At 67.5% G+C, this 23,157-nt stretch carries 24 protein-coding genes; 15 read left to right on the top strand and 9 right to left on the bottom strand.

The window, feature by feature from the left end; all coding sequences use genetic code 11:
• Positions 1-143 precede the first annotated feature (143 nt).
• Complete coding sequence (locus Q0V34_RS00140) at positions 144-311, top strand: hypothetical protein (RefSeq protein ID WP_297506265.1); 168 nt, start codon at positions 144-146, stop codon at positions 309-311.
• On the opposite strand, the gene Q0V34_RS00145 is transcribed toward Q0V34_RS00140, so the two are convergent.
• The 4 genes from Q0V34_RS00145 to Q0V34_RS00160 form a co-directional block, all read right to left on the bottom strand.
• The gene (locus tag Q0V34_RS00145) at positions 281-1,819 is read right to left on the bottom strand and encodes a hypothetical protein (protein WP_297506266.1); all 1,539 of its coding nucleotides are present in this window, start codon (positions 1,817-1,819) and stop codon (positions 281-283) included. The genes Q0V34_RS00140 and Q0V34_RS00145 overlap by 31 nt on opposite strands.
• Positions 1,820-1,903: 84 nt before the next feature.
• Positions 1,904-2,176: a hypothetical protein gene (locus Q0V34_RS00150; protein ID WP_297506268.1), complete on the bottom strand. Its 273-nt coding sequence runs from the start codon at positions 2,174-2,176 to the stop codon at positions 1,904-1,906.
• Positions 2,173-2,610, bottom strand: a complete 438-nt coding sequence (locus Q0V34_RS00155; protein ID WP_297506270.1) for a GtrA family protein — start codon at positions 2,608-2,610, stop codon at positions 2,173-2,175. Before Q0V34_RS00155 ends, Q0V34_RS00150 begins: the two co-directional genes overlap by 4 nt.
• Before the next feature lie 2 nt (positions 2,611-2,612).
• On the bottom strand, positions 2,613-4,112 hold the full coding sequence (locus Q0V34_RS00160; RefSeq protein ID WP_297506272.1) for an NAD(P)/FAD-dependent oxidoreductase: 1,500 nt from the start codon (positions 4,110-4,112) through the stop codon (positions 2,613-2,615).
• Positions 4,113-4,318: 206 nt separating this feature from the next.
• Between Q0V34_RS00160 and Q0V34_RS00165 the strand changes: the two genes are divergently transcribed.
• From Q0V34_RS00165 to Q0V34_RS00175, 3 genes are read left to right on the top strand one after another with little or no spacing between them, the layout of a single operon-like run.
• Complete coding sequence (locus Q0V34_RS00165; protein WP_297506274.1) at positions 4,319-4,792, top strand: hypothetical protein; 474 nt, start codon at positions 4,319-4,321, stop codon at positions 4,790-4,792.
• Between the two features lie 18 nt (positions 4,793-4,810).
• The gene (locus tag Q0V34_RS00170; protein WP_297506276.1) at positions 4,811-5,266 is read left to right on the top strand and encodes a hypothetical protein; all 456 of its coding nucleotides are present in this window, start codon (positions 4,811-4,813) and stop codon (positions 5,264-5,266) included.
• A 56-nt stretch (positions 5,267-5,322) separates the two neighbouring features.
• Positions 5,323-5,952: a VOC family protein gene (locus Q0V34_RS00175; protein WP_297506278.1), complete on the top strand. Its 630-nt coding sequence runs from the start codon at positions 5,323-5,325 to the stop codon at positions 5,950-5,952.
• On the opposite strand, the gene Q0V34_RS00180 is transcribed toward Q0V34_RS00175, so the two are convergent.
• Positions 5,925-6,848, bottom strand: coding sequence for an RDD family protein (locus tag Q0V34_RS00180; RefSeq protein ID WP_297506280.1), 924 nt, complete (start codon positions 6,846-6,848; stop codon positions 5,925-5,927). The genes Q0V34_RS00175 and Q0V34_RS00180 overlap by 28 nt on opposite strands.
• A 72-nt stretch (positions 6,849-6,920) precedes the next feature.
• Positions 6,921-7,544, bottom strand: coding sequence for a glutathione S-transferase family protein (locus Q0V34_RS00185; protein ID WP_297506282.1), 624 nt, complete (start codon positions 7,542-7,544; stop codon positions 6,921-6,923).
• Positions 7,545-7,700: 156 nt separating this feature from the next.
• On the opposite strand from Q0V34_RS00185, the gene Q0V34_RS00190 reads away from it, so the two are divergent.
• From Q0V34_RS00190 to Q0V34_RS00205, 4 genes are all read left to right on the top strand, one after another.
• Entirely contained in the window at positions 7,701-9,203 is a 1,503-nt protein-coding gene (locus tag Q0V34_RS00190; RefSeq protein ID WP_297506284.1) for an MFS transporter, read from the top strand.
• A 49-nt stretch (positions 9,204-9,252) separates the two neighbouring features.
• Positions 9,253-10,563, top strand: coding sequence for an adenylosuccinate lyase (purB, locus tag Q0V34_RS00195; RefSeq protein ID WP_297506286.1), 1,311 nt, complete (start codon positions 9,253-9,255; stop codon positions 10,561-10,563).
• Positions 10,564-10,573: 10 nt separating this feature from the next.
• The gene (locus tag Q0V34_RS00200) at positions 10,574-11,071 is read left to right on the top strand and encodes a DNA-deoxyinosine glycosylase (protein ID WP_297506288.1); all 498 of its coding nucleotides are present in this window, start codon (positions 10,574-10,576) and stop codon (positions 11,069-11,071) included.
• Positions 11,072-11,176: 105 nt separating this feature from the next.
• Positions 11,177-13,171, top strand: a complete 1,995-nt coding sequence (locus Q0V34_RS00205) for a M13 family metallopeptidase (protein WP_297506290.1) — start codon at positions 11,177-11,179, stop codon at positions 13,169-13,171.
• Positions 13,172-13,234: 63 nt separating this feature from the next.
• On the opposite strand, the gene Q0V34_RS00210 is transcribed toward Q0V34_RS00205, so the two are convergent.
• Positions 13,235-13,552, bottom strand: a complete 318-nt coding sequence (locus Q0V34_RS00210) for a DUF1476 domain-containing protein (RefSeq protein ID WP_297506292.1) — start codon at positions 13,550-13,552, stop codon at positions 13,235-13,237.
• A gap of 394 nt (positions 13,553-13,946) precedes the next feature.
• Here Q0V34_RS00210 and purC point away from each other — a divergent pair, with 394 nt between their 5' ends.
• Together purC and purS are read left to right on the top strand one after the other, a co-directional pair.
• Positions 13,947-14,705 (top strand): phosphoribosylaminoimidazolesuccinocarboxamide synthase, encoded by a 759-nt coding sequence (purC, locus tag Q0V34_RS00215; RefSeq protein ID WP_297506294.1) that lies wholly within the window; start codon positions 13,947-13,949, stop codon positions 14,703-14,705.
• Positions 14,706-14,870: 165 nt separating this feature from the next.
• A complete protein-coding gene (gene purS, locus Q0V34_RS00220; protein WP_010920350.1) occupies positions 14,871-15,110 on the top strand; it encodes a phosphoribosylformylglycinamidine synthase subunit PurS in 240 nt (79 codons plus the stop codon).
• 14 nt (positions 15,111-15,124) lie between these two features.
• On the opposite strand, the gene Q0V34_RS00225 is transcribed toward purS, so the two are convergent.
• On the bottom strand, positions 15,125-15,772 hold the full coding sequence (locus Q0V34_RS00225) for a TetR/AcrR family transcriptional regulator (protein ID WP_297506964.1): 648 nt from the start codon (positions 15,770-15,772) through the stop codon (positions 15,125-15,127).
• Positions 15,773-15,857: 85 nt separating this feature from the next.
• Between Q0V34_RS00225 and Q0V34_RS00230 the strand changes: the two genes are divergently transcribed.
• The 3 genes from Q0V34_RS00230 to purQ all read left to right on the top strand — a co-directional run bounded on the left by Q0V34_RS00230 (position 15,858) and on the right by purQ (position 18,046).
• Positions 15,858-17,132: a cytochrome P450 gene (locus Q0V34_RS00230; protein ID WP_297506301.1), complete on the top strand. Its 1,275-nt coding sequence runs from the start codon at positions 15,858-15,860 to the stop codon at positions 17,130-17,132.
• 9 nt (positions 17,133-17,141) lie between these two features.
• Positions 17,142-17,321, top strand: coding sequence for a rubredoxin (locus tag Q0V34_RS00235; RefSeq protein ID WP_297506303.1), 180 nt, complete (start codon positions 17,142-17,144; stop codon positions 17,319-17,321).
• Between the two features lie 62 nt (positions 17,322-17,383).
• Complete coding sequence (purQ, locus tag Q0V34_RS00240) at positions 17,384-18,046, top strand: phosphoribosylformylglycinamidine synthase subunit PurQ (RefSeq protein ID WP_297506305.1); 663 nt, start codon at positions 17,384-17,386, stop codon at positions 18,044-18,046.
• Between the two features lie 3 nt (positions 18,047-18,049).
• Here the strand turns inward: purQ and Q0V34_RS00245 are convergent, their stop codons facing one another.
• Positions 18,050-18,859, bottom strand: coding sequence for a hypothetical protein (locus Q0V34_RS00245; protein WP_297506307.1), 810 nt, complete (start codon positions 18,857-18,859; stop codon positions 18,050-18,052).
• A gap of 166 nt (positions 18,860-19,025) precedes the next feature.
• Here Q0V34_RS00245 and Q0V34_RS00250 point away from each other — a divergent pair, with 166 nt between their 5' ends.
• Together Q0V34_RS00250 and Q0V34_RS00255 are read left to right on the top strand one after the other, a co-directional pair.
• On the top strand, positions 19,026-20,939 hold the full coding sequence (locus tag Q0V34_RS00250) for a CocE/NonD family hydrolase (RefSeq protein WP_297506309.1): 1,914 nt from the start codon (positions 19,026-19,028) through the stop codon (positions 20,937-20,939).
• 60 nt (positions 20,940-20,999) lie between these two features.
• A complete protein-coding gene (locus tag Q0V34_RS00255) occupies positions 21,000-22,940 on the top strand; it encodes a CocE/NonD family hydrolase (RefSeq protein ID WP_297506311.1) in 1,941 nt (646 codons plus the stop codon).
• The last annotated feature ends 217 nt before the right edge of the window (positions 22,941-23,157 follow it).

Genomic DNA, 23,157 nt, shown 5'->3' on the forward strand with positions numbered 1-23,157 from the left:
GAGTCCGTCTTGTCGCGGACGCGCCATTCACCGGAAGCGTGACAACGTTGTCAACCACACGACGCGTTTTTCAGCGGATGATAACGCTACCGCGGGAACCGCGACGCCCTCCCCTCGCTTGATCTGGCGAACGGGAGTGTCTCATGTCGGTTCTGGCGATCCTGCTGATTTCGGGCGTCTTCGTGCTGGCGGCGATGGTCGGCCTGGCCGACGCCTTCGTGCATTTCATCTGCTGGGGCGCGAGCCGGCTGACCGCGCGCGGCGACGCGGAAGGTCGGGCTCAGCGCCCCGCGCAGGGGATCACCGCGTAGCGCGCGGCGACCATCCAGCGGCCGTCGGGCCCGGCGGCGTCCTCGACATAGGGCGCGCGCGGGGTCCAGTCCCGAGCGTTCAAGGCTGGGTCGAGCTCCGCGCCGTTCCAGCGCGGCCAGACGATCCAGGCGGGCGCGTCCGGCGCGGCGCAGAAGGATCGCACCTTCTCCGCGTTCGGCGCTGGCGGTCGTCGCGCGGGGAGCGTCAGGGGGCGGATCCAGTCTTCGCTCGCCAGACCGGCGGCGCGCAGCCGCGCCGCGCGGTTCCAGAGTTCCAGGGCCAGCGGACGCGAAAAGACCACGCCGGCGCTCTGCACCCGGCTGCTCCAGCTGGCCCGGCCCATCAGCGCCCAAGGCTCGATGTCGCCCGCCAGGAAGAGCGCCTCGCCGGGCCGATCGGCGGTCATGGCGATCAGCGACGCGTCCCGGCCTTCGTCGCGGGCGCGGACATAGGGCGAGCGATCGTCCCACAGCAGGGCGGCGAGCAAGCCGATCAGGGCGACGGCCGCGAGACGGTATTCGACGCGCGGCGCCCTGGCCCCGCAGGCGACCCAGCCCCCCACCGCCAAGGCGATCGCCGCGCCGGGCAAGCCGCTGCTCCACACCAAGCCCTGGCTGAAGGGCCAGGCGGCCGGCATGCTTCCCAAGGCGGCGGCCAGGCCGAAGCCCCGCAGGGCGGCATGAATCAGCGCCGCCAGTCCGAGCAGTCCGACCGCTCCGGCGGAAATCAGCGCGGGCCGGCCAAACCGCACACTCTCGCCCAGCAGCGCGAAGGCGAGGCCGACCGGCGCGAGCAGGAGGCCGATGTCGCCGACATCGCGGAACATCGCCGCGGTCGCCAAGAGGGCCAAGGCTAGCCATCCGGCAGGCCCGCGCTTGGGCAGTTCGGCCGCCAGCAGGGCCAGGCAGGCGGAGGCCAGGATCGCCATCGGGGCCAGCGTCCGCCAGGTCTGGACCTGCAGGAACAGCATCAGCGACAGCCGATCCCCGAGCACGGCGACGATGGTAACGCCCAGCAGCGCGGCCACAAGCGCGGCCGCCGCCAGCCGACGCGCGCCGTCCCGAAGCACATGAGCGCCCGCCGCGACGAGGCAGAGCTGGACGACGAGGCGGCTCCAGGTCTCCAGCGGCCAGAGACTGGGGAACAGGATCGGGGCGCGGGCCTCGACCACCGCGCGCCAGGCCGGGTCCATCACGGTGACCAGGCGGTCGGCGATCGGCAGGCGCAGCATCCCGGCGACGCTCAAGGCCACCAGACCCGCGAGCGCCGCCCACAGCCATCGGCGATCCTCGAGCACCATCGCCACGCCGATCACGGCGGCGAAGCACAGGCCCATGATCGGGTGGAACAGCATGCCCAGCGCGCACAGCGACAAGCCGGCGAACCGACGGTTTGACAGAGAGGCCGCCAGACCCGCCAGGCCCGCCGCCTCGGCCAGGCCGCGCGGCGTGGCGTAGGGCTCGCCGAAGCCGATGACGTCCAGCGGGCCGTACAGCGAGGGCAGCACCGCGACGAAGACCAGCGCCGCCCACCGGACGGCCGGCGGCCTGTCAGCCAGCAGGCGCTCGATCAGCCAGGCCGCCGCCGCGAACTACAGAACCAGCGTCAGTCCGACGATCGCCATGGTCCCGTCGGAGAGTCCCAGCAGGCCGATCAGCCGCGCCAGGATCGGCGTGTAGAGACTGAACCCGAACTGACCGTCGTGGGCGAACATCAAGTCGCGGCCGACCCCGCCGGGGTCCAGCTTGGCCAGGGCGTCGGCGACATAGAGGCGGCCGTCGTGACGCACGCCCTGATAGGGACGGCTGAGCAGGAAGAGGCCGAAGGCGGCCAGGCCGCCGAGGATGCGGTCGCGCCGGCTCACGGCCGGGCGGCGGCGGCGCGCGGCGCGCGGAACAGCAGCGCCCGGCGGACCGCGAAATTGAACACGAAGACGATCCCGGCCGTCGGAATCTTGGCCAGGCCCGGCGTCAGGCGCAGCGCCTCGACCCAGAAGGCCATCAGCCCTTGAGTGAGCAGCAGACCCGCCAGGCCCACGCCCAGAAAGCCGACGAACTCGCGCCGCCGGTCGGCGACCCGGCGATGGCGGAACACCACCGACACCGACAGCACATAGGTCACCGCGATGCCGCTGGCGAAGCCCGTTCCCGAGGCGACCAGATAGTTGACGCCCAGGCGCGTCAGGAGCAGCAGCAGCCCCCAATCGACGCCCAGCGCCAGGCCGCTGGCCAGGCCGTAGAGGACCAATTCGCGCAGCCCCTCGGGCAGTCGCCGCCAGAGTCGCGCGAAGCGGTCCATGATCAGGCGGCGGCCTTGGTCGGGACCAGGCGCTGGCTGCGCAGCGCCTCGCGGGCGCCCGAGACGCCGGCCTCGCCGTATTCGGCGTCCTCGTTGACCTCCCACACGTCGTGGACGATCTCGCCGGCGATGATGTTCTCGGCCGTCAGCAGGCCGGTCATCATAGCGTGGTCCTGATTGTTGTACTTGTGCATGCCGTTGCGCCCGACCAGGTGCAGGCCCGGGAAGTGCATCTTCAGGTCCAGCCGGATCATCTTGACGTGCTCGGCATAGGCGTCGTCATAGACCGGATAGGCCTTGTGCTGGCGCACCACGCAGGCGTCGTAGACGTCGCCGGGCGCCATCAGGCCGATCTTGCCGATCTCGCGCTTGGCCTGGGCGATCAGGTCCTCGTCGGTGCTGGTCCACAGGCCGTCGCCCTCGAAGCAGAAATATTCGAGGCCCAGGCAGGTGGAGACGCCGTCGGGGATCATCTCCGGCGACCACGAGCGGAAGTTCTGCACGCGGCCGACCTTCACCGACGGGTCGTGGATATAGATCCAGTTGTCCGGCAGCTCCTTCTGCGGCTTGCCGATCAGCACCACCGTCAGGAAGTCGCGGTACATCAGCTCGCCCGCGTGGAAGACGCTCATCGGCGTCGGGCTGATCGCCTGCATCAGCTCGCGGATCGGCGCGGACGAGACCACGTGGTCGGCGGTGTAGATCTCGGCCTTGCCGTCGGCGCCGGTCACCGAGACCGTCCAGATCTTGGCCAGCTTGTCGTAGTGCAGCCCGTCGACCTTGCGGCCCAGCCGCACGTCGCCGCCTAGGGCCATGATCTTGTCGGCGCAGGCCTCCCACATCATGCCGGGGCCCTTGCGCGGATAGCGGAAGCTCTCGATCAGGGTCTTGGGCGCGCCCTCCCCGCCCTTGGCCCTCACGCCCAGCGAGCGCTTGACGCCGTCGATGATCGCCGCGCCCAGGTCCAGGCCCTTGATGCGCTGGCTGGCCCAGTCGGCCGAGATCTCGTCGCAGCTCATGCCCCACACCTTCTCGGTGTAGGTCTTGAAGAAGATCGAGAACAGCTTCTCGCCGAACTGGTTGCGGACCCACTGGTGGAAGGTCGTCGGGTTCTCGATCGGGTTCAGCTTGGCCCAGCCGAACGAGGCCATGCACTTGGTGGCGGTCCAGACGCCCAGATTGGCCAGGGCCTCGAAGGCCTTCAGCGGATAGGCGTAGAACTTCTCGCGGTAATAGATGCGCGACAGGCGCGGACGGTCGATGAAGTCGTCGGGCAGGATCTCGTTCCAGAGGTCGACGATCTCCTTGCTCTTCGAGAAGAAGCGGTGGCCGCCGATGTCGAACTTGAAGCCCTTGTAGTCCACGGTGCGGCTGATGCCGCCGACATAGACGGGATCCATCTCCAGCACGGTGACCGCGCGGCCGGCCTTGGCCAGGGTATAGGCGGTCGTCAGGCCGGCCGGGCCGGCGCCGATCACCAGGGTTTCCACGTGCTGGGCCATCCGCCCCTCCGATCCCATTTGGCCAGAGCATGGGGGCCGGATGGTTAAGGCGCGGTCGCGAGGCGTGGTGAATCCCCATTAATCGTGAACGCCTCGACGTCGCGCCCGCCCGGCGCGCCAAAGTCGCCCAGCCGACACGTTCGCATCCTTCCGCCTGGAACGCGCGTTGTGACGCCGAGGGACTTCAAACCGGCGAGGATCCATCCATGACCCGTCTCGTCATCGTCAGTCTGGCCATCGGCGCCATCGCCCTGCCGACCGCCATCACTCCCACCCGCGCCGACGCCGCCTCGTGTCACAGCCGCAAGGCCACGGGGACCGTGATCGGCGGCCTGGGCGGCGCCCTGGTCGGCAACGCCATCTCCAAGGGCGGCGGCGGCTTGCTGGTCGGCGGTCTGGGCGGCGCCCTGATCGGCCGCGAGATCGGCAAGAGCGGCTGCCACACCACGCGCACGGTCTATTACGAAGGCGGCTCCCGCGCCCCGGCCCGGCGCCCGGCGCCCGAGCCCGCGCGCCAGGTCTATTACGACCAGAGAGGCAACCGCATCGCAGCCGACGGCTTCGCGCCCGCGGCCCAGCCCGTCTCCAACCCCAGCGGCGGCTGCCGCGCGGCGACGATCTCGTTCTACGACGAACGCGGCCAGCTGGTGCGCCGCAACGTCGACATCTGCCCTCGCTAACAGCCGGAACGCCCGAAGATGATCCGTAAGCCCGTGATGGCCGCCGTGGCCCTCGCCGCCCTCGGTCTCGCCGCCTGCGAGGAGCGCCACGACGCGATGGCCAACCCCAGGATCTGCGCCGACTTCAAGACCGGCCCCGGCGTCACCGCCGCGGCGGACCCCGCCACGCCGGTGGACGAATGCGCGCGCCGCTGGGCCTACAGCCTCGCGGGCTCGCGCGACAGCGCCGAGGCGGTGGCCGACGCGGTGGTCGCCGCCTGCGCGCCCGCCCTGGGCAAGTGGAACCAGACCGCCCTGGCCCAGACCGCGAGCGGCGGCGAGCAGGCGCTCAGCCTGACCACCGGACAGCCGACCAATCCGCTGGCCGAACACAGCGCCTTCGCCCAGGGGCGCGCCCTGCTCTACGTGGTGCAGGCTCGCGCCGGCCGCTGCAAGGCGCCGCCCGCCGCCAACGGCCAGCCCACGGGTCTCTAGGCCCTCAAGCGTCTCTGTGGCAGGGTTTCGCCGCCCCGCCACGGAGAAAGCGCGCGATGCCCCCGTCGATCTCGACTCTCAGGTTCGGCCGCCTGGCGGCCTCGGCGTTCACGCGCGACATCCAGGCCAGCTTCGCGTTCTACAGCGACGTGCTGGGGTTCGAGAAAACCTTCGAGAACGGCGACCCGGTCGGGTTCATGATCCTGGAGAAGGACGACGCCGAACTGCACCTGAGTTTCGTCGCGGATCACCAGCCGTCGAACGCGAACATCGCCCACCTGCTGGTGAGCGACGTGGACGCCCTGCACGACCGGGTGGTCGCGGCGGGGGCGCCGATCATCAAGGCCTTGGCCGACAAGGACTATGGCCAGCGGGCCTTCGTGTTCGCCGATCCCGACGGCAACCGCATCGATGTCGCCCAGAGCCAGCGGCCGCCCTCGGCGCCGTGCCTGAAGCGACGCGACCTGAGCGGCGCGCGCTTCGAGACCTGCCGCCTCGCCGAGGCGGTGTTCGACGACGTCAACCTCGGCAAGGCCCGCTTCAACAACGTCAATCTGAGCGGCGCGCGCCTGACGGACGTGAACCTGTCGAACGTCTCGATCGACGACGCCAATATCGAGGGCCTGACGATCTACGGCATCGACATCCACGCCCTGGTTCAAGAGGCGCTGAAACGCGGTTCGTAGCTTCGCGCGGTCCAGCCCTGGGCGATGCCGATGTCGTAGCCGCGACGCAGCACGACCTTGATCGTCTCGCCGGGCTTCAAGGCGTATGAGCGGCGAACGGCGACGCCGATCCGGTCCGCCAGGGCCTGCGGGTCGCTGGGCCATGTCGCCACGCGAGCGTTGACGATCAAGCTCTGCCTCTTCTCGCCGCCCAGGAACGAGAACATCGTGTTTTCCACGACGCTCGTCTCCAGGACGCCGGGCAGCGCGGCGACGGCCGTCTGAATCCGCAAGAGCGCCGCGAACGGCAAGGCCTTGTCCATCGCCTTTTGGGACAGTCCGAAGGCCAAGGCCGTGACCAGGACCCCGGCCAGGGCGGCGAAGACCACCGCGCCGCGCTTCTCGCCGGTCGGCGGCGCGTCGTTTTCGGTTCGCACGACCACGGCGCCCGAGAGGAGATCGTGGACAAGTCGGCCCGTGTGGCCGTTGCCGAAGATGAGGATCAGATTGGCCACGCCCACGCCGAAGACCAGGGCGGCGGCGACCACGATCCAGACCTGCATCAAGATCGGCTCGAGCCCCGTCAGCATCATGCCGTTGACGATCAGCGGACCCTGCAGCCAAAGCGCCCGCCATAGCGAGGCCCCCAAAGCCAGAGGGCGTCCGTCAAGGCCGACGACCTTGGCGCCGACCACGCGCATGCCGAGGGTGCGCCCGCCGCCGAGGCCGCTGGCGAGCAGGCCGTAATAGGCGACGCCCACGGCGAGGCCGATCAGCCGCGTGGGCCCAGGCAAACGCGCCAGGGTGTCGAACAACGCCGTTCCCAAGGCGAAACCGACGAGCCCCAGCAGGATCCCGTCGATCAGGAATCCGCCCAGCCGGCGCCAGAACCCCGCCTTACCCGCCTTGCTCGACATCGCCTCGCCCCCGAGTCGTTTCCAGTCGCCGCACATTCAGCCGAAAGTGGCGCCGTTGCCAAGCTTCGCGTCTCAGGCCAGAGCCTCGCGCTCCCAGGCCAGATACTCCGGCGTCTCCAGCAGACGCTGGGCATAGGCCGCCGCCGCGCCGGTGTCGCCATGCGCCGCCAGATCGACGCCATAGCCGCGGAAGCGCGTGGCCACCGGCGTGTAGAAGGCGTCGGCGATCGACCACTCGCCCAGCAGGAAGGGGCCGCTGGACCGCGCCAAGAGGCCCGACCACAGCGCGACGATCCGGCGGACATTCTTGCGCGTGGCGTCGGAAAGGTCCGCGACTTCACGAACGTCCAGCGCCATCGGGCACTCGCCGCGCAGCGCCTGGAAGCCGCCGTGCATTTCGGCCGCGGCCGCGCGTCCCAGGGCGCGCAAACCGGGGTCCTCCGGCCATAGCCTGGCTTCCGGAAACGTCTCGGCCAGATATTCGCAGATCGCCAGCGAGTCCCAGATCACCAGGTCGCCGTCCTTCAGCACCGGCACCTGTCCGCTGGGCGAGTGCTGGGCGATCGCCGCCGCCGTCAGCTCGCCCTGGCGCAGCGCGATCTCGATCTCCGAGAACGGCGCGCCGGCCCGCTTCAGCGCCAGCCAGGGCCGCATCGACCAGCTGGACCAGCGCTTGGTGCCGATCACGATTTCCATGGCGCTCTCCTCGACCAGTCCCGTTCGCCAAGGGCTTTAGCGCGTCAGCCGCACCCACGAAACCGGCGGGACGATTTAGCCTCTGGCGCTCGGCCTTCCGCTACGTCTACAGTCCCTCAAAAGACTAGAACAAATGTTTGAAGGGAGAGAGTCAGGATGGCCGACGCGCGTGCGTCCGGCGGCGAACGGCCGCTTTATTCAAATGGTTACAAGGCCGCGGTGCTCGGCCTGCTGCTGGCGACCTACACCTTCAATTTCATCGACCGCACGATCATCGCCACCATCGGCCAGGCCATCAAGGTCGACCTTAAACTGACCGACACCCAGCTGGGTTTGCTGGGCGGGCTCTATTTCGCGCTGCTCTACACCGTGCTGGGCATCCCGATCGCGCGGCTGGCAGAGCGGTTCAACCGCGTGACCATCATCTCGCTGTCGCTGGTGATCTGGTCGGGCTTCACCGCCCTGTGCGGCGCGGCCGTCAATTTCGGGCAACTGGCCCTGTTCCGCTTCGGCGTCGGCGTCGGCGAGGCCGGCTGCTCGCCGCCCAGCCACTCGCTGATCAGCGACTATTACGAGCCGAAAAAGCGCGCGACCGCGCTGTCGATCTATTCGTTCGGCATTCCGCTCGGCACGATGTTCGGCGCCGTGGCGGGCGGCTGGCTGGCCCAGGAATTCAGCTGGCGCATCGCCTTCGTGATCGTCGGCCTGCCGGGCATCCTGCTGGCCCTCATCGTCAAGCTGGTCGTCAAGGAGCCGCCGCGCGGCCATTCCGAGATCGCCGAGCGGCCGCTGGAGGCCGAGGACGTCGTGGTCGAGCCGGCCAAGCCGCCCTTCTCGCTGATGACCGAACTGCGAGAGCTGGGCGCGGTCTTCAAGGTGCTGTTCCTGAAGTGGCCGGTGCTGAACATGGTGCTGGGGGTGACCATCGCCTCGTTCGGCTCCTATGGCTCGGGAGCGTTCGTGCCGTCCTACTTCGTCCGCGCCTTCGGCCTGGGCCTGGCGCAAGTCGGCCTGATCACCGGCCTGATCGGCGGCTTCTCGGCGGGTGTTGGCACCCTCGTAGGCGGCTTCCTCAGCGACTGGGCCGGCAAGCGCAGCGCCAAGTGGTACGCCCTGACCCCGGCCATCGGCCTCCTGATCGCCACGCCGATCTATATCGCGGCCTATCTGCAGACCGACTGGAAGGCCACGGCGGCGATCCTGCTGGTCCCGGGCATCTTCCACTATGTCTATCTCGCCCCGACCTTCGGCGTGGTCCAGAACTCGGTCGAGCCGCGCCGCCGCGCCACCGCGACGGCGCTGCTGTTCTTCTTCCTGAACCTGATCGCCCTGGGCGGCGGGCCGGTCTTCACCGGCTGGCTGATCGACCACCTGGCGCAGTTCCACTTCAACAACCCGGCCAGTGGCGGCGTCATCTCCAGCGTGCTGGGCTCGTTTGGTCCGCAGAGCGGCCAGAGCTTCGCGGCGGCCTGCCCGGGCGGGATCGCGCCGAAGGGCTCGCCGGCGGAACTCGCGGCTCACTGCCGAACGACCCTGGCCGTCTCCAGCCAGCAAGGCATCATCGTCTCGCTGTGCTTCTACGCCTGGGCCGGGCTGCACTACGCCCTGGCGGCCATCGGCATGGTCAAGCATTTCGAGGCGCGGGCGGCCGGCAAGTAATAAGCCTCTTCCCTTGACTCCCGGGGCGGGCGGGCCGAAACGCCCGCCCATGATCAGCCGCTACGCCCGCCCCGAAGCCGCCGCCATCTGGTCCAGCCAGACCAAGTACAAGATCTGGTTCGAGATCGAGGCCCACGCCGCCGACGCCATGGCCGAACTGGGCGTCATCCCCAAGCTCGCCGCGGAGACGATCTGGGAAAAGGGCCGCGACGCCGTCTGGGACAGCGACCGCATCGACGAGATCGAACGCGTCACCAAGCACGACGTCATCGCCTTCCTGACCCACGTGGCCGAGATCGTCGGTCCCGAGGCCCGCTTCCTGCACCAGGGCATGACCAGCAGCGACGTGCTGGACACCTGCTTCGCCGTGCAGCTGTCGCGCGCCACCGATCTGCTGCTGGAGGACGTCGACCTGGTCCTGGCCGCCCTGAAGCGCCGGGCCCTCGAGCATAAGATGACCGTCTGCGTCGGCCGCAGCCACGGCATCCACGCCGAACCGATCACCTTCGGCCTGAAGCTGGCCGGCTACTACGCCGAGTTCCAGCGCGCCAAGGAGCGCCTGGCGATGGCCAAGTTCGAGATCGCCACCTGCGCGATCTCGGGCGCCGTCGGCACCTTCGCCAATGTCGACCCGCGCGTCGAACAGCACGTCGCCGACAAGATGGGCCTGGCCGTCGAGCCGGTCTCGACCCAGGTCATCCCGCGCGACCGCCACGCGGCCTATTTCGCGGCCCTGGGCGTCGTCGCCTCGTCCGTCGAGCGCCTGGCCACCGAGATTCGTCACCTGCAGCGCACCGAGGTGCTGGAAGCCGAAGAGCCCTTCGATCCGGGTCAGAAGGGTTCGTCGGCCATGCCGCACAAGCGCAACCCGATCCTGACCGAGAACCTGACGGGCTTGGCCCGCCTCGTCCGCTCGGCCGTGGTGCCGGCCATGGAGAACGTCGCCCTCTGGCACGAGCGCGACATCAGCCACTCTTCGGTCGAGCGCGGCATCGGCCCCGACGCCACCATCCACCTCGACTTCGCCCTGCGCCGCCTGGCCGGCGTCATCGAGCGCTTCAACATCTATCCCGACAACATGGCCAAGAACCTGGACAAGCTGGGCGGGCTCGTCTTCTCGCAGCGCGTCATGCTGGCCCTGACCCAGGAAGGCGTGTCGCGCGAGGACGCCTATGCGGCGGTGCAAGGCAACGCGATGAAGGTCTGGCGCGGCGAAGGCCGGTTCCTGGACTTCCTGAAGGCCGATCCGGTGGTGTCCAAGGCGCTGTCGGACGAGGCGCTCGAGAGCCTGTTCGACCTTGGCTATCATACCAAGAACGTCGACGTGATCTTCAAGCGGGTGTTCGGCGAGCAGGCGTAAGGCCCCGCCCGTGCGCAAGGCGGGCTTTCCCCCGGTCGTCGACGCGGACACCCGCGTCCTGATCCTGGGCAGCCTGCCGGGAGAGGCCTCGCTGGCCGCCGCCCAGTACTACGGCCACCCTCGCAACGCGTTCTGGCGGTTGATGGAGACCGTGCTTGAAACGGCGCTCGTCCCGCTGGCCTACGAGGATCGCCTCACGACCCTGCTGGCCCGCCAGGTCGGCCTGTGGGACGTCATCGCCGAGGCCGAGCGCCCGGGAAGCCTGGACGCGGCCATCCGCGACCCGGCCGCCAATGATCTGCTGGCCTTGATCGAGACCCTGCCGGCGCTGCGCCTGGTGGCCTTCAACGGCGGGACGGCGGCCAAGCTGGGCGGCCGGCTGATCGGCGGCCGCGTCCCGACCCTGGCCCTGCCCTCCTCCAGCCCGGCCCACGCGGCGAGGACCTTCGAGCAGAAGGCGCTGGCGTGGAGCGTCCTGCGCGAGGCGCTGACGATCAGAGGCGCTTGACGCCTAGCTTCCACGCGCCGCCAACATTACAGCAAATTTATCTGCGTCCGGGCCGCGCATGAGGCAGCATCCCCGCTTCCGAGGGGCATTGGGATCCTGAAACACATGCGCATCTTCCTGCTGGCCGCCGTTTCGGCGGCCGCGATCTCCGGCGGGGCTCTGGCCGCCGACAAGCCGATGTACGGCGCGTGGGGCGTCGACCTGACGGCCCGCGACCTGACCGTCAAGCCCGGCGACGACTTCAACAAATACGCCAACGGGGCTTGGGAAAAGAAGACGACCATCCCCGCCGACCAGAGCTCCGCCGGCATGGGCTACGACGTCTACAACCGCTCGCAGGACCAGCTCAGGACGCTGATCGAGACCGCCGACGCCTCGACTCCGATCGGCGGCCTCTACAAGAGCTTCGCCGACGAGGCCAAGGTCGAGCAGGTCGACGACGCGCCGCTGAAGGTCGACCTCGCAGCCGTGCAGGCGGTGTCGTCGAAGGCCGAAATGGCCAAGGCCATGGGCAAGGCGCACGGCGGCTTCGGCCCCGACCTCTTCTCGCTGGACATCTATCCCGACGCCAAGAATCCAGAGACCAACATCCTCTATGTCGGCCAGTCGGGCCTGGGCCTGCCGGATCGCGACTACTATCTGACCGATGGCTTCAAGCCGCAGCTGGAGGCCTATCGCGCCTTCGCCGAGCGCGCGCTGAGAATGGCCGGATACGCCGACCCGGCGAAGGCCGCCGCCGACGTCATCGCCTTCGAGACCGCGATCGCCAAGGTCAGCTGGCCGGTCGCCGATCGCCGCGACGTCGACAAGACCTATAACCCGATGACCGTCGACGAGCTCAAGGCCCACGCGCCTGAAATTCCGTGGACGGACTATCTCGCCGCCGCCGGCATGCCGGGCCTGACGAAACTGGCCCTGGGCGAGAAGACCGCCGTGCGCGATCTGGCCAAGCTGTTCGACGCCACGCCGCTGGAGACCCTGAAGGCCTGGCGCGTCGTGCAGGGCGTCCAGGAGATGTCGCCCTACCTCTCCAAGCGCTTCGTCGACAGCCGTTTCGAGCTCACCAAGGTGCTCAGCGGCCAGACCCAGCTGCGTCCGCGCTGGAAGCGCGGCGTGGCGCTGGTCGACGGCAGCCTGGGCGAGATGGTCGGTCAGGCCTATGTGGCCAAATACTTCCCACCGTCGTCCAAGGCCCAGATGGTCGAGCTGATCGGCAATCTGAAGATCGCCATGGCCGCCCGCATCCAGAAGGCGCCTTGGATGGCGCCGGCCACCAAGCAGGCGGCCCTGACCAAGCTCTCGAAGATGCAGGTCATGGTCGGCTATCCGGACAAGTGGCGCGACTATTCGGGACTGAAGATCGACGCGGGCGATCTCTACGGCAATGTCAGCCGCAGCGGCGCGTTCGAATGGGCCTATAGGCTCAAGGACCTCGGCCGGCCGGTCGACCACGGCAAGTGGGACATGACCCCGCAGACCGTGAACGCCTACAATGGCGGGCTTGAGAACAAGATCGTCTTCCCGGCCGGCATTCTGCAGGCGCCCTATTTCGATCCGGCGGCGGACCCGGCGGTGAACTACGGCGCGATCGGCGCGGTGATCGGCCACGAGATCAGCCACGGCTTCGACGACCAGGGCCGCAAGATCGACGACACCGGCAAGCTGCGCGACTGGTGGACCGCCGAGGACGCCAAGCGCTTCGAGTCGCAGGCCGCCGTGCTGGGCGCTCAATACGCCACGTACGAGCCCGTGCCCGGGATGAAGATCAACGCCGCCCTGACCATGGGCGAGAACATCGCCGACCTGGCGGGCCTGCAAGTCGCCTACGACGCCTATCACGCCTCGCTGAAGGGCAAGCCCGCGCCGGTGATCGGCGGCATGACCGGCGACCAGCGCTTCTTCCTGGCCTTCGCCCAGGCCTGGCAGGGCAAGTCGCGGGACGACTCGATCCGCCAGCAGATGGCGTCCGATCCCCACTCGCCCGACAGCGCCCGCGTGATCGGCCCGACGCGCAATGTCGACGCCTGGTACGCGGCGTTCGGGGTCAAGCCGGGCGACAAGTTCTACCTGCCGCCGGAAAAGCGCTCGCGGATCTGGTAGCGATCAAAAGGAAAGGGCCGCTCGTTCGAGCGGCCCTTGTTCTTTTCGAGGAGGCCCGAAGCGTTACTCGCCGGCCTTGATCTGCTCGCGCGCCATGGCCAGCAGCTCGTCCATCTTCATCCGGACCTCGCCTTCGGAGACCGAAACGCCCGAGCCCTTCAGGTCCTCGAACACCTTGCGCAGGACGTCTTCGTCGCCCGGCTGCTCGAAGTCGGACTTCACCACCGCGCGGGCATATTCCTCGGCGGTGGCCAGGCCCATCAGGCCCGCGGCCCATTCGCCCAGCAGGCGGTTACGGCGCGCGGTCGCCTTGAATTCGATTTCCTGGTCGTGCGCGAACTTGCGTTCGAAACCCTGTTCGCGTTCGTCGAAGGTGGTCATGAAGGCCCCAAAGTCGCCGAGAGCCCGGCCCGGCCAGAGCGGCGTCTGGTCGGGACAGGCTCGAATTCTAAACATTTAGAACATGATGACCGCCGAAGCCGGCGTCCGCTTTCCGCTCTCATGCTCGTACGTCGGCTGCATATCCCGTGGCGCTCCGCGCCGCAATCGGCGGATGGGTCGCGGGCGACGTTTCCGTGTTCGCCGAGGGATCGAAACCCGAGCCGCGTTTGCGCCGCCGCGTTGATTCAGGTAGGTTCCGCCAGACATTTTCTAGTGAGCGGCCTTGAGTCGAACGCCGCGCGCAGCTCTCCGCCGCGCGCGCTTTTCGTTTCTCCGGGAAGTTTTCCCGCCAGGGGCCGGCCGCGCGATTGCATGAAGGGCCTCGACGAGAGCCATGACGACCCGTCGCAAGAAGATCTACGAAGGCAAGGCCAAGATCCTCTACGAAGGCCCTGAACCGGGCACCTTGATCCAGTACTTCAAGGACGACGCCACGGCCTTCAACGCCCAGAAGAAGGCGATTCTGGAAGGCAAGGGCGTCATCAACAACCGCATCAGCGAGTACATCATGACTCGGCTGAACGGCATCGGCGTGCAGAACCACTTCATCCGCCGCCTGAACCTGCGCGAGCAACTGATCAAGGAAGTCGAGATCATTCCGCTCGAGGTGGTCGTGCGCAACATCGCCGCCGGCTCGATCGCCACGCGCCTGGGCCTGACCGAGGGACAGCCCCTGCCCCGCTCGATCATCGAGTTCTACTACAAGGACGACAAGCTGGGCGACCCGATGGTCTCCGAGGAGCACATCACCGCCTTCAACTGGGCCGCCACCCAGGAGATCGACGACATGATGGCCATGGCCCTGCGGGTGAACGACTATCTGTCGGGCCTGTTCAGCGGCGTCGGCATCACCCTGGTCGACTTCAAGGTCGAGTTCGGCCGCATCTACGAGGGCGACTTCTCGCGGATCATCCTGGCCGACGAGATCAGCCCGGACAGCTGCCGCCTTTGGGACGCCGCGACCAACGAGAAGCTGGACAAGGACCGCTTCCGCCGGGATCTGGGCAACGTGATCGAGAGCTATACCGAGGTCGCCCGTCGCCTCGGCATCATGAAGGAAATGCCGACCGTCATCCAAGGCGGCGTGCATTAGAAGAACCGTCTCCCCCAGGGAGAAGGAGGGGCCCGCGCGCCTCGGCGCGGGGAGGATGAGGGCTTTCACCTCATCTGGCCGGCCCCGTAACCCCTCACCCTCCCATGCTCCGCATGGGCCCCCTCCCTCTCCGGACAGGAGAGGGTCGTGAATAGGTCAGAAGCGATGAAAGCCACCGTCCACGTGTTCCTGAAGCCCGGCGTGCTCGACGTTCAGGGCAAGGCCGTCGAGAACGCCCTGCACGGCCTGGGCTGGCCGTCGGTCAAGGACGCCCGCGTGGGCCGCGTCATCGAGTTCGACCTGGACGCCACGGACGCCGAGGCCGCCAAGGCCGAGGTCAAGACGATGTGCGAGAAGCTGCTGGCCAACACGGTCATCGAAAGCTACCGGATCGACGTGGCCTGATCCCCCGCGCCCGCTCACAGATAGAGCGGAAACAAGGGGGCCTTGCCAAAGCTGGCGCGCAGCGTCCCCAGCGTGGTGCGACGGATAGGCTCCAGGTCCATGGCCGGGTCGATCAGCAGTTGGGTGGAAACGCCCAGAAGCAACGAACCGACCATCAGCGCGGCCGCGTCGGCGTCGAGAGTCTCACGGATGACGCCCTCGGCCTGGCCGCGTAGCACCATCGCCTCAAGGCGCTCCTCCGCCGCCTTGTGGGCCGCGGCGAAGGGCGCGCGCAGGTCGGACATGTCGCCGACCGCGCCGGCCATCATCACGAAATAGGCGCGCAGCTCCCGGTCGGCCGACAGGGTCGACAGGAACGCGTCCACGAATCCCAGCACCGCCTCCAGGCCGTTGATCTGGTCCAGTCGGCGGTCATCCATCTGCGCTTCCAGCCGCGCCTGCAACCGCGCGATCAACGCCTCGATCAGCCCCTGTTTCGACCCGAACCGCTGCGTCGCGAGCCCTCGGCTGTAGCCGGCCCTCAGCCCGATATTCTCGAAGGTCGCCGCCGACACCCCCTGCTCGGCGATCAGCTCGGCGGCCGCGCGCAGCAGCTCGGCCTCGGATTGGCGCCGGCGGTCGGACTGGGTGCGGCGCTCGCGGACCTTAAGGGAGGACGTCATCTTGCCGAACCTAGTTATTTGTTGGACAACAAGCAAATAATTGAGATGGCCGCGAAGCCATCCCCGGGAGGAGCCAGAAAGCGCCATGACGATCTCGACCGAAATCGCCAACACCATCGTCGACCCGACCGCCTATGCCGACGGCGACCGCGTCGACCAGGCCTTCGCCCAGCTGCGCCGCGAAGCGCCGCTGGCGGTGGCCCAGCCGGACGGTTTCGATCCGTTCTGGGTGGTCACGCGTCACGCCGACATCCTGGAGGTCGAGCGCCAGAACGAGCTGTTCCACAACGGCGACCGCGCCACGGTCATCACGACCATCGAGGCCGACAAGAAGGTGCGCGAGATGATGGGCGGATCCCCACACCTCGTCCGCTCCCTGGTGCAGATGGATAACCCCGACCACTTCGCCTACCGCAAAATCACGCAAGGCTCGCTGCTGCCGCAGAACCTGAAGGCCCTGGAGGCCCGCATCCGCGAGATCGCGCGCGGCTTCGTCGACCGCATGGCCGAGCACGGCGACCGCTGCGACTTCGCCCGGGACGTCGCCTTCCTCTATCCGCTGCACGTGATCATGGAGGTGCTGGGCGTCCCCGAGAGCGACGAGCCCCGAATGCTGAAACTGACCCAGGAGCTGTTCGGCAACGCCGATCCCGACCTGAACCGGTCGGGCAAGTCGATCACCGACGTCAATGAAGGCGTCGACAGCATCCAGTCCGTGGTCATGGACTTCATGATGTACTTCAACGCCATCACCGAGGACCGCCGCGCCAGGCCGCGCGACGACCTGGCCAGCCTGATCGCCAACGGCAAGATCAATGGCGAGCCGATGGGGCACCTGGAGGCGATGAGCTACTACATCATCGCCGCCACCGCCGGCCACGACACCACCTCCTCGACCACCGCCGGCGCGCTGTGGGCCCTGGCCGAGAACCCCGAGCAGTTCGCGCGGGTCAAGGCCGATCCGTCGCTGATCCCCGGCCTGATCGAGGAGTCGATCCGCTGGGTCACGCCGGTGAAGCACTTCATGCGCACCGCCACGGCAGACGCCGAGCTGGCGGGCCAGAAGATCGCCAAGGGTGACTGGATGATGCTGTCCTACCCCTCGGGAAACCGGGACGAGGCGGTGTTCGACGACCCGTTCAGCTTCAAGGTCGACCGGACGCCCAACAAGCACGTGGCCTTCGGCTATGGCGCTCACATCTGCCTTGGCCAGCACCTGGCGCGGATGGAGATGCGGGTGCTGTGGGAGGAACTCTTCGCCCGCCTCGACAGCGTCGAGCTGGACGGCACGCCGACGCGGATGACCGCCAACTTCGTCTGCGGCCCGAAGTCGGTGCCGATCCGCTTCAAGATGCATTGAGGCGGGGCGATGAGCGCGGAACCCTTCAAGGTCTGGCAGTGCCGAACCTGCGGCTACATCTATGACGAAGAGCAAGGCGATCCGGGCGAGGGCCTGGCGCCCGGCACGCGCTGGGCCGACATCCCGGCCAGTTGGATCTGTCCGATGTGCGGCACGCCCAAGTCGGACTTCGACATGATCGAGCTTTAGAGGCCGAGTTTCGCGGCGCGCGGGCCTGACATTCCGTCCGAACGCTGCTAAGAGCCCGCGCCATGAAAGCCGCCGTCGTCGTATTCCCCGGTTCCAACTGTGACCGCGACTGCAAGGTCGCCATCGAGCGCTCGGCCGGCGCCCGCGTCGAGATGGTCTGGCACCAGGAAACGGCGCTGCCGGACGATCTGGACCTGATCGTCCTGCCCGGCGGCTTCTCCTACGGCGACTATCTGCGCTGCGGCGCCATGGCGGCCCAGAGCCCGGTGATGAAGGAAGTCGTCACGGCCGCGAACAACGGCGTCGCCGTGGTCGGCATCTGCAACGGCTTCCAGGTCCTGACCGAGGTTGGCCTGCTGCCCGGCGCCCTGCTGCGCAACGCGGGCCTGAAGTATGTCTGCAAGCCGGTCGAGCTCGACATCGTCAACGGCCAGACCCGCTTCACGGCCGGCTATGGCGAGCAACGCCAGGCGGTGATGACCGTCGGCAACGGCGAAGGCAACTACTTCGCCGATGAAGAGACGCTCGACCGTCTCGAGGGCGAGGGCCAGGTGGTGTTCCGCTACAAGGAAAATCCCAACGGCTCGGCCCGCGACATCGCCGGCATCGTCAACGCCAAGGGCAACGTCCTGGGCCTGATGCCCCACCCCGACCGCGCTTTCGACGCCGATCTCGGCTCGGAAGACGGCGCGGTGCTGTTCCGCAGCGTATTCCAGAGCGCCTGAGGTTCAAGCGGCGGGCGGTAGCAGTTTCCAGCTTTGGCCGTCACGCACGACCCGAGCGATCTTCCAGTCGGAAGGCTTTGCTCCCTCTGGATCCAGCTCAAACGCGCCCCATCCGGGGAAGACCTTTACCTCTAACGTGTCGTTGTCGATCCAGCGGGGGTTGCATGGGACCATCGCTTCGAACTGTACCGTTCGGAAGGCGCCCTTCGCATAGTCCGCGATCTCGATCCCCATGAAGCCCTCGCCAGTGTAGTCATCGCCCGTCGCGGCGAATGCTCGACCGTTCGGCGAGGCCACGGGCGGGCCGCTCAGCGATATATTGGCACCGCGACGATCGACCAGCGTCCAAGTCGACCACTCCCAATGAGCCGCCGCGAGGACGTCGAATTGAGCTCCTGGAAGTCTTCCGACATAGGTGTAGCTGACAGACGAGTCCCCCTCCTCCGAATTGTCTCGAAAGCGAGCGCCCGAAGCGACCAAGACATCACCGTCACGTCGCACGCGCCCGCCGGTCGAGGCCAAGATCGGCGCCTCTAAAGCGCGCAACGCCGCTGTCCGGGTCGCTTCATCCTCCAAAGCGCTTTCAGGAGAACGCGAGGGCTCGACCTTGGCTATTGAGGAAGGTCGCTCCCGCTCGAGCCAGTCAGCGGGCGTTTGATTACACCACGCTTGCCGATAATCCGCTCTGAAGACTTGGCCATCGAAAGTCTCTCGCGCGGTGGCCTGCTTGACGCTGAGGGGCGAAGATGCGCGGTCGCAGCCGGACAATCCACTCAACGTCAGCAATAGACAGAAAGCGCGGAATGACCTCAAGACAACCTCCGGTCACTTCGATAGATCACACCCTTACGCCAGCCTCAAGGGTCCAAGCCTGTCCGTTCTCATCTTAGACGGCGCAAAAGTGTCTAGGCCCGCTGTTACACTGTAGCACCCGAAAAATCCGAGGCCTAAGCTGCCCGCCTCTCCAGGAGGGCCAACCATGAGTCTCGTCTCCACCTTGCGCGCCGGTCTGCTGGCCGCCGCGGCCATCTGCGCTGTCGCGGGGGCCGCCCACGCCCAGACCGATCCGATGACGCCGGACATCAACGGCAAGTACGTCGCGACCAAGGTCAATTACGACTACGAGAAGCGGGTCGTGATGATCCCGATGCGCGACGGCGTGAAGCTCTACACCGTCATCGTGATCCCCAAGGGCGGCAAGAACCTGCCCATCATGCTGACCCGCACGCCCTACAACGCCGCCAAGCGCGCCGCGCGCGCCGACAGCCCGCGCATGGTCGCGGCCCTGCCGCAGGGCGACGAGCCCTTCGTGGCCGACGGCGGCTATATCCGCGTGTTCCAGGACGTCCGGGGCAAGTACGGCTCGGAGGGCGACTACGTGATGACCCGGCCGCTGAAGGGTCCGCTGAACAGCTCCGAGGTCGACCACTCCACTGACGCCTACGACACCATCGACTGGCTGGTGAAGAACGTGCCCGAGACCAACGGCAAGGTCGGCATGCTGGGCAGCTCGTACGAGGGCTTCACGGTGGTGATGGCGCTGGTCAATCCGCACCCGGCCCTGAAGGTCGCCGCGCCGATGAGCCCGATGGTCGACGGCTGGATGGGCGACGACTGGTTCCACCACGGGGCGTTCCGCCAGCCGAACTTCGACTATTTCACCGGCCAGACCATGGTGCGCGGCGCCGGCGAGAGCGTTCAGCGCCAGGGCTATGACGACTACAGCAACTTCTTGAACGAGGGCTCGGCCGGCGACTACGCCAAGAACCACGGTCTCGACGCCCTGCCCTGGTGGAAGAAGGTCAGCGAGCACCCGGCCTATGACAAGTTCTGGAGCGAGCAGGCCCTCGACAAGACCATGGCCGCCCAGCCGCTGAAGGTGCCGACCATGTGGATCCAGGGCCTGTGGGACCAGGAGGACATGTGGGGCGCGGTGCACAGCTACGCCGCCGTCGAGCCGAAGGACACGGCCAACGACAAGAACTATCTGGTCCTCGGCCCGTGGCGCCACAGCCAGGTCAATTACGACGCCTTCAACCTGGGTCCGTTCAAGTGGGACGGCGACACGGCCCTGCAGTTCCGCCGCGACGTGCTCAAGCCCTTCTTCGACCAGTATCTGAAGGACGGTCCCAAGGCCGACACCCCGCCGGTGCTGATCTATGATCCGGGCCAGAACAAATGGAACCGCTACGCCAGCTGGCCGCAAGGCAAGAGCAAGAACCTCTATCTGGCGGCCAATGGCGGTCTGTCGTTCACCGCGCCGGCGGCGGCCAAGGGCGCGGGCGCCTATGACGAGTACGTGTCCGATCCGGCCAAGCCCGTGCCGTACATCCCTCGCCCGCTGCAATTCGCCGACCGTAGCCGCTGGACACAGTGGCTGGTCACCGACCAGCGCGGCGTCGACGGCCGCCCCGACGTCCTGACCTACACCTCCGAGCCCTTGAAGGCGCCGCTGAAGATCGCCGGCGTGCCCAAGGTCAATCTGGTGGCCTCGACCAGCGGCGCAGACAGCGACTGGGTGGTCAAGCTGATCGACGTCTATCCGGACGAGGTGCCCAGCCAGCCGGAGCTGGGCGGCTATGAGCTGGCCGTGGGCATGGACATCTTCCGGGGCCGTTATCGGGAAAGCTTCAGCGATCCCAAGGCGATCAAGCCGAACACGCCGCTGAAGTACCAGTTCATCCTGCCGACCGCGAACTACACCTTCCAGCCGGGCCACCGGATCATGGTCCAGGTGCAGTCCAGCTGGTTCCCGCTCTACGACCGCAACCCGCAGACCTTCGTGCCGAACATCTTCTTCGCCAAGCCGGCCGACTACGTGAAGGCGACGCAGCGGGTGTTCCACGCCGGGGCGGATGCAAGCTTCATCGAGCTTCCGGTGGTCGAGAACTAGCGATTTGGTTGCCAATCCCGGCCTGGCGAGCGAACGTCGGGCCGGGAGAGGGACCAACACATGACCATTGCCAAGACACTCGGCGCCGCGGCGATCGCGGCGCTGCTGATGACCAATGCCGCTTGGGCGCAGAAGGCCGGAAAGTCGCCGTCGTACAACGAGACGCCCGCCAACCTCGTCGAGTCGACCCAAGGCTTCGACTTCGAGCGCCGCGACGTCATGATTCCGATGCGCGACGGGGTGAAGCTTCACACCGTGATCCTGGTCCCGAAGGGCGCGAGCCACGCCGGGATCCTGCTGACCCGCACGCCCTACAACGCCACCGAACTGACCAGTCACGCGGCCAGCGGCACGCTCGCGGCCGTGCTCCAGGGCTACGACAACGCCGCCGACGTCATCGTGGAGGCCGGCTATATCCGCGTGATCCAGGACGTCCGCGGCAAGTACGGTTCAGAGGGCGAGTACGTCATGAACCGGCCCCTGCAGGGGCCGCTCAATCCGACCAAGGTCGACCACGCCACCGACACCTACGACACCATCGACTGGCTGGTGAAGAACGTGCCGGAGTCCAACGGCAAGGTCGGGATCATCGGCATCTCGTACGACGGCTTCCTGCCGCTGATGGCCCTGGTCAATCCGCACCCGGCCCTGAAGGTCTCGGTGCCGATGAACCCGATGGTCGACGGCTGGATGGGCGACGACTGGTTCCACCATGGCGCCTTCCGCCAGCAGAACATGCCGTATGTCTACGAGCAGCAGGCGACGCGCGACAATCGCGCCAAGTGGCCCAGCAACACCTTCGACGACTACGACCAGTACCTGCGCGCCGGATCCGCCGGGGAACTCGGGCGGCAGCGCGGGCTCGAGCAGGTCGGGTTCTGGCGGCGGATCATCGAGCATCCGGCCTATGACGCGTTCTGGCAGCAGCAGGCCATGGACAAGATCCTGGCCAAGCAGCCCCTGAAGGTGCCCGTCATGCTGGTCCACGGCCTCTGGGACCAGGAAGACATCTACGGCGCCCTGGCGGTCTACAAAGCGATCAAGCCGCTGGACACCAACAACGACAAGGTCTTCCTGACGATGGGCCCGTGGTTCCACGGCCAGCAGATCGAAGAGGCCTCGGCGCTGGGGGCGATCAAGTGGGACGCGGACACCGCCAAGCAGTTCCGCCACGATATCCTGGCCCCGTTCTTGGCCCGGTACCTCAAGGACGACGCGCCCGCGGCCAACATCGCGCCGGTCAACGCCTTCGAAACCGGAACCAACACCTGGCGCAAACTGCCGGCCTGGCCGATCGCCTGCGAAAGCTGCGCGTCCAAGCCCAAGCCGCTCTATCTTCAGGCCGGCGGCAAGCTGGCCTTTACGCCGCCGGGCGACGGTCCCGCGTTCGACGAGTATGTCTCCGATCCGGCCAAGCCGGTGCCCTTCCGCACCCGGCCCAACCAGCCGATCGGCTACGCCCCGCCTCTGACCTGGACCCAATGGCTGGTCGACGACCAGCGCGAGCCCTCCGGCCGCCCCGACGTGCTCACCTACACCACGGACGTGCTCACTTCGCCGGTCCAGATCTCGGGGGAGCCGATCGTCAATCTGGTGGCCTCGACCAGCGGCGGCGACAGCGACTGGGTCGTCAAGCTGATCGACGTCTATCCCGACATGGTCCCGGCCCAGCCCGAGATGGGCGGCTACCAGCTGCCCGTGTCGATGGACATTTTCCGGGGCCGCTACCGCGAGAGCTACAGCGAGCCCAAGGCGATCACGCCCAACAAGCCGCTGACCTACCGCTTCGGCCTGCCCAACACCAACCACGTGTTCAAGCCGGGCCACCGGATCATGGTGCAGGTCCAGTCCAGCTGGTTCCCGCTCTATGACCGCAACCCGCAGACCTTCGTGCCGAACATCTTCTTCGCCAAGCCGTCCGACTATGTGAAGGCCACGCAGCGGGTGTTCCACGCCGGCGCCGACGCCAGCTTCATCGCCCTGCCGGTGGTCGAGAAGTAGCCTCTCGCCGCGGACGGACGGACACGAGAAAGGCCGGCGGAACCCCGCCGGCCTTTGCTTTCGCGTTCAGCGGTCGCCGCGCCGTCCGTCACCACATCCCGCAAGTCGTTTCCAGCGAACCCGCCCGCCAGCGGCAAATTCTCGCGCGCCAGACGAGAAACAAGGTTAAGCCGCACCGCTCGGGGGAGAAGATTGGAACCCGCGTTTCAGATCGACC

The sequence above is a fragment of the uncultured Caulobacter sp. genome (assembly GCF_947036865.1).
Taxonomy (GTDB): domain Bacteria; phylum Pseudomonadota; class Alphaproteobacteria; order Caulobacterales; family Caulobacteraceae; genus Caulobacter.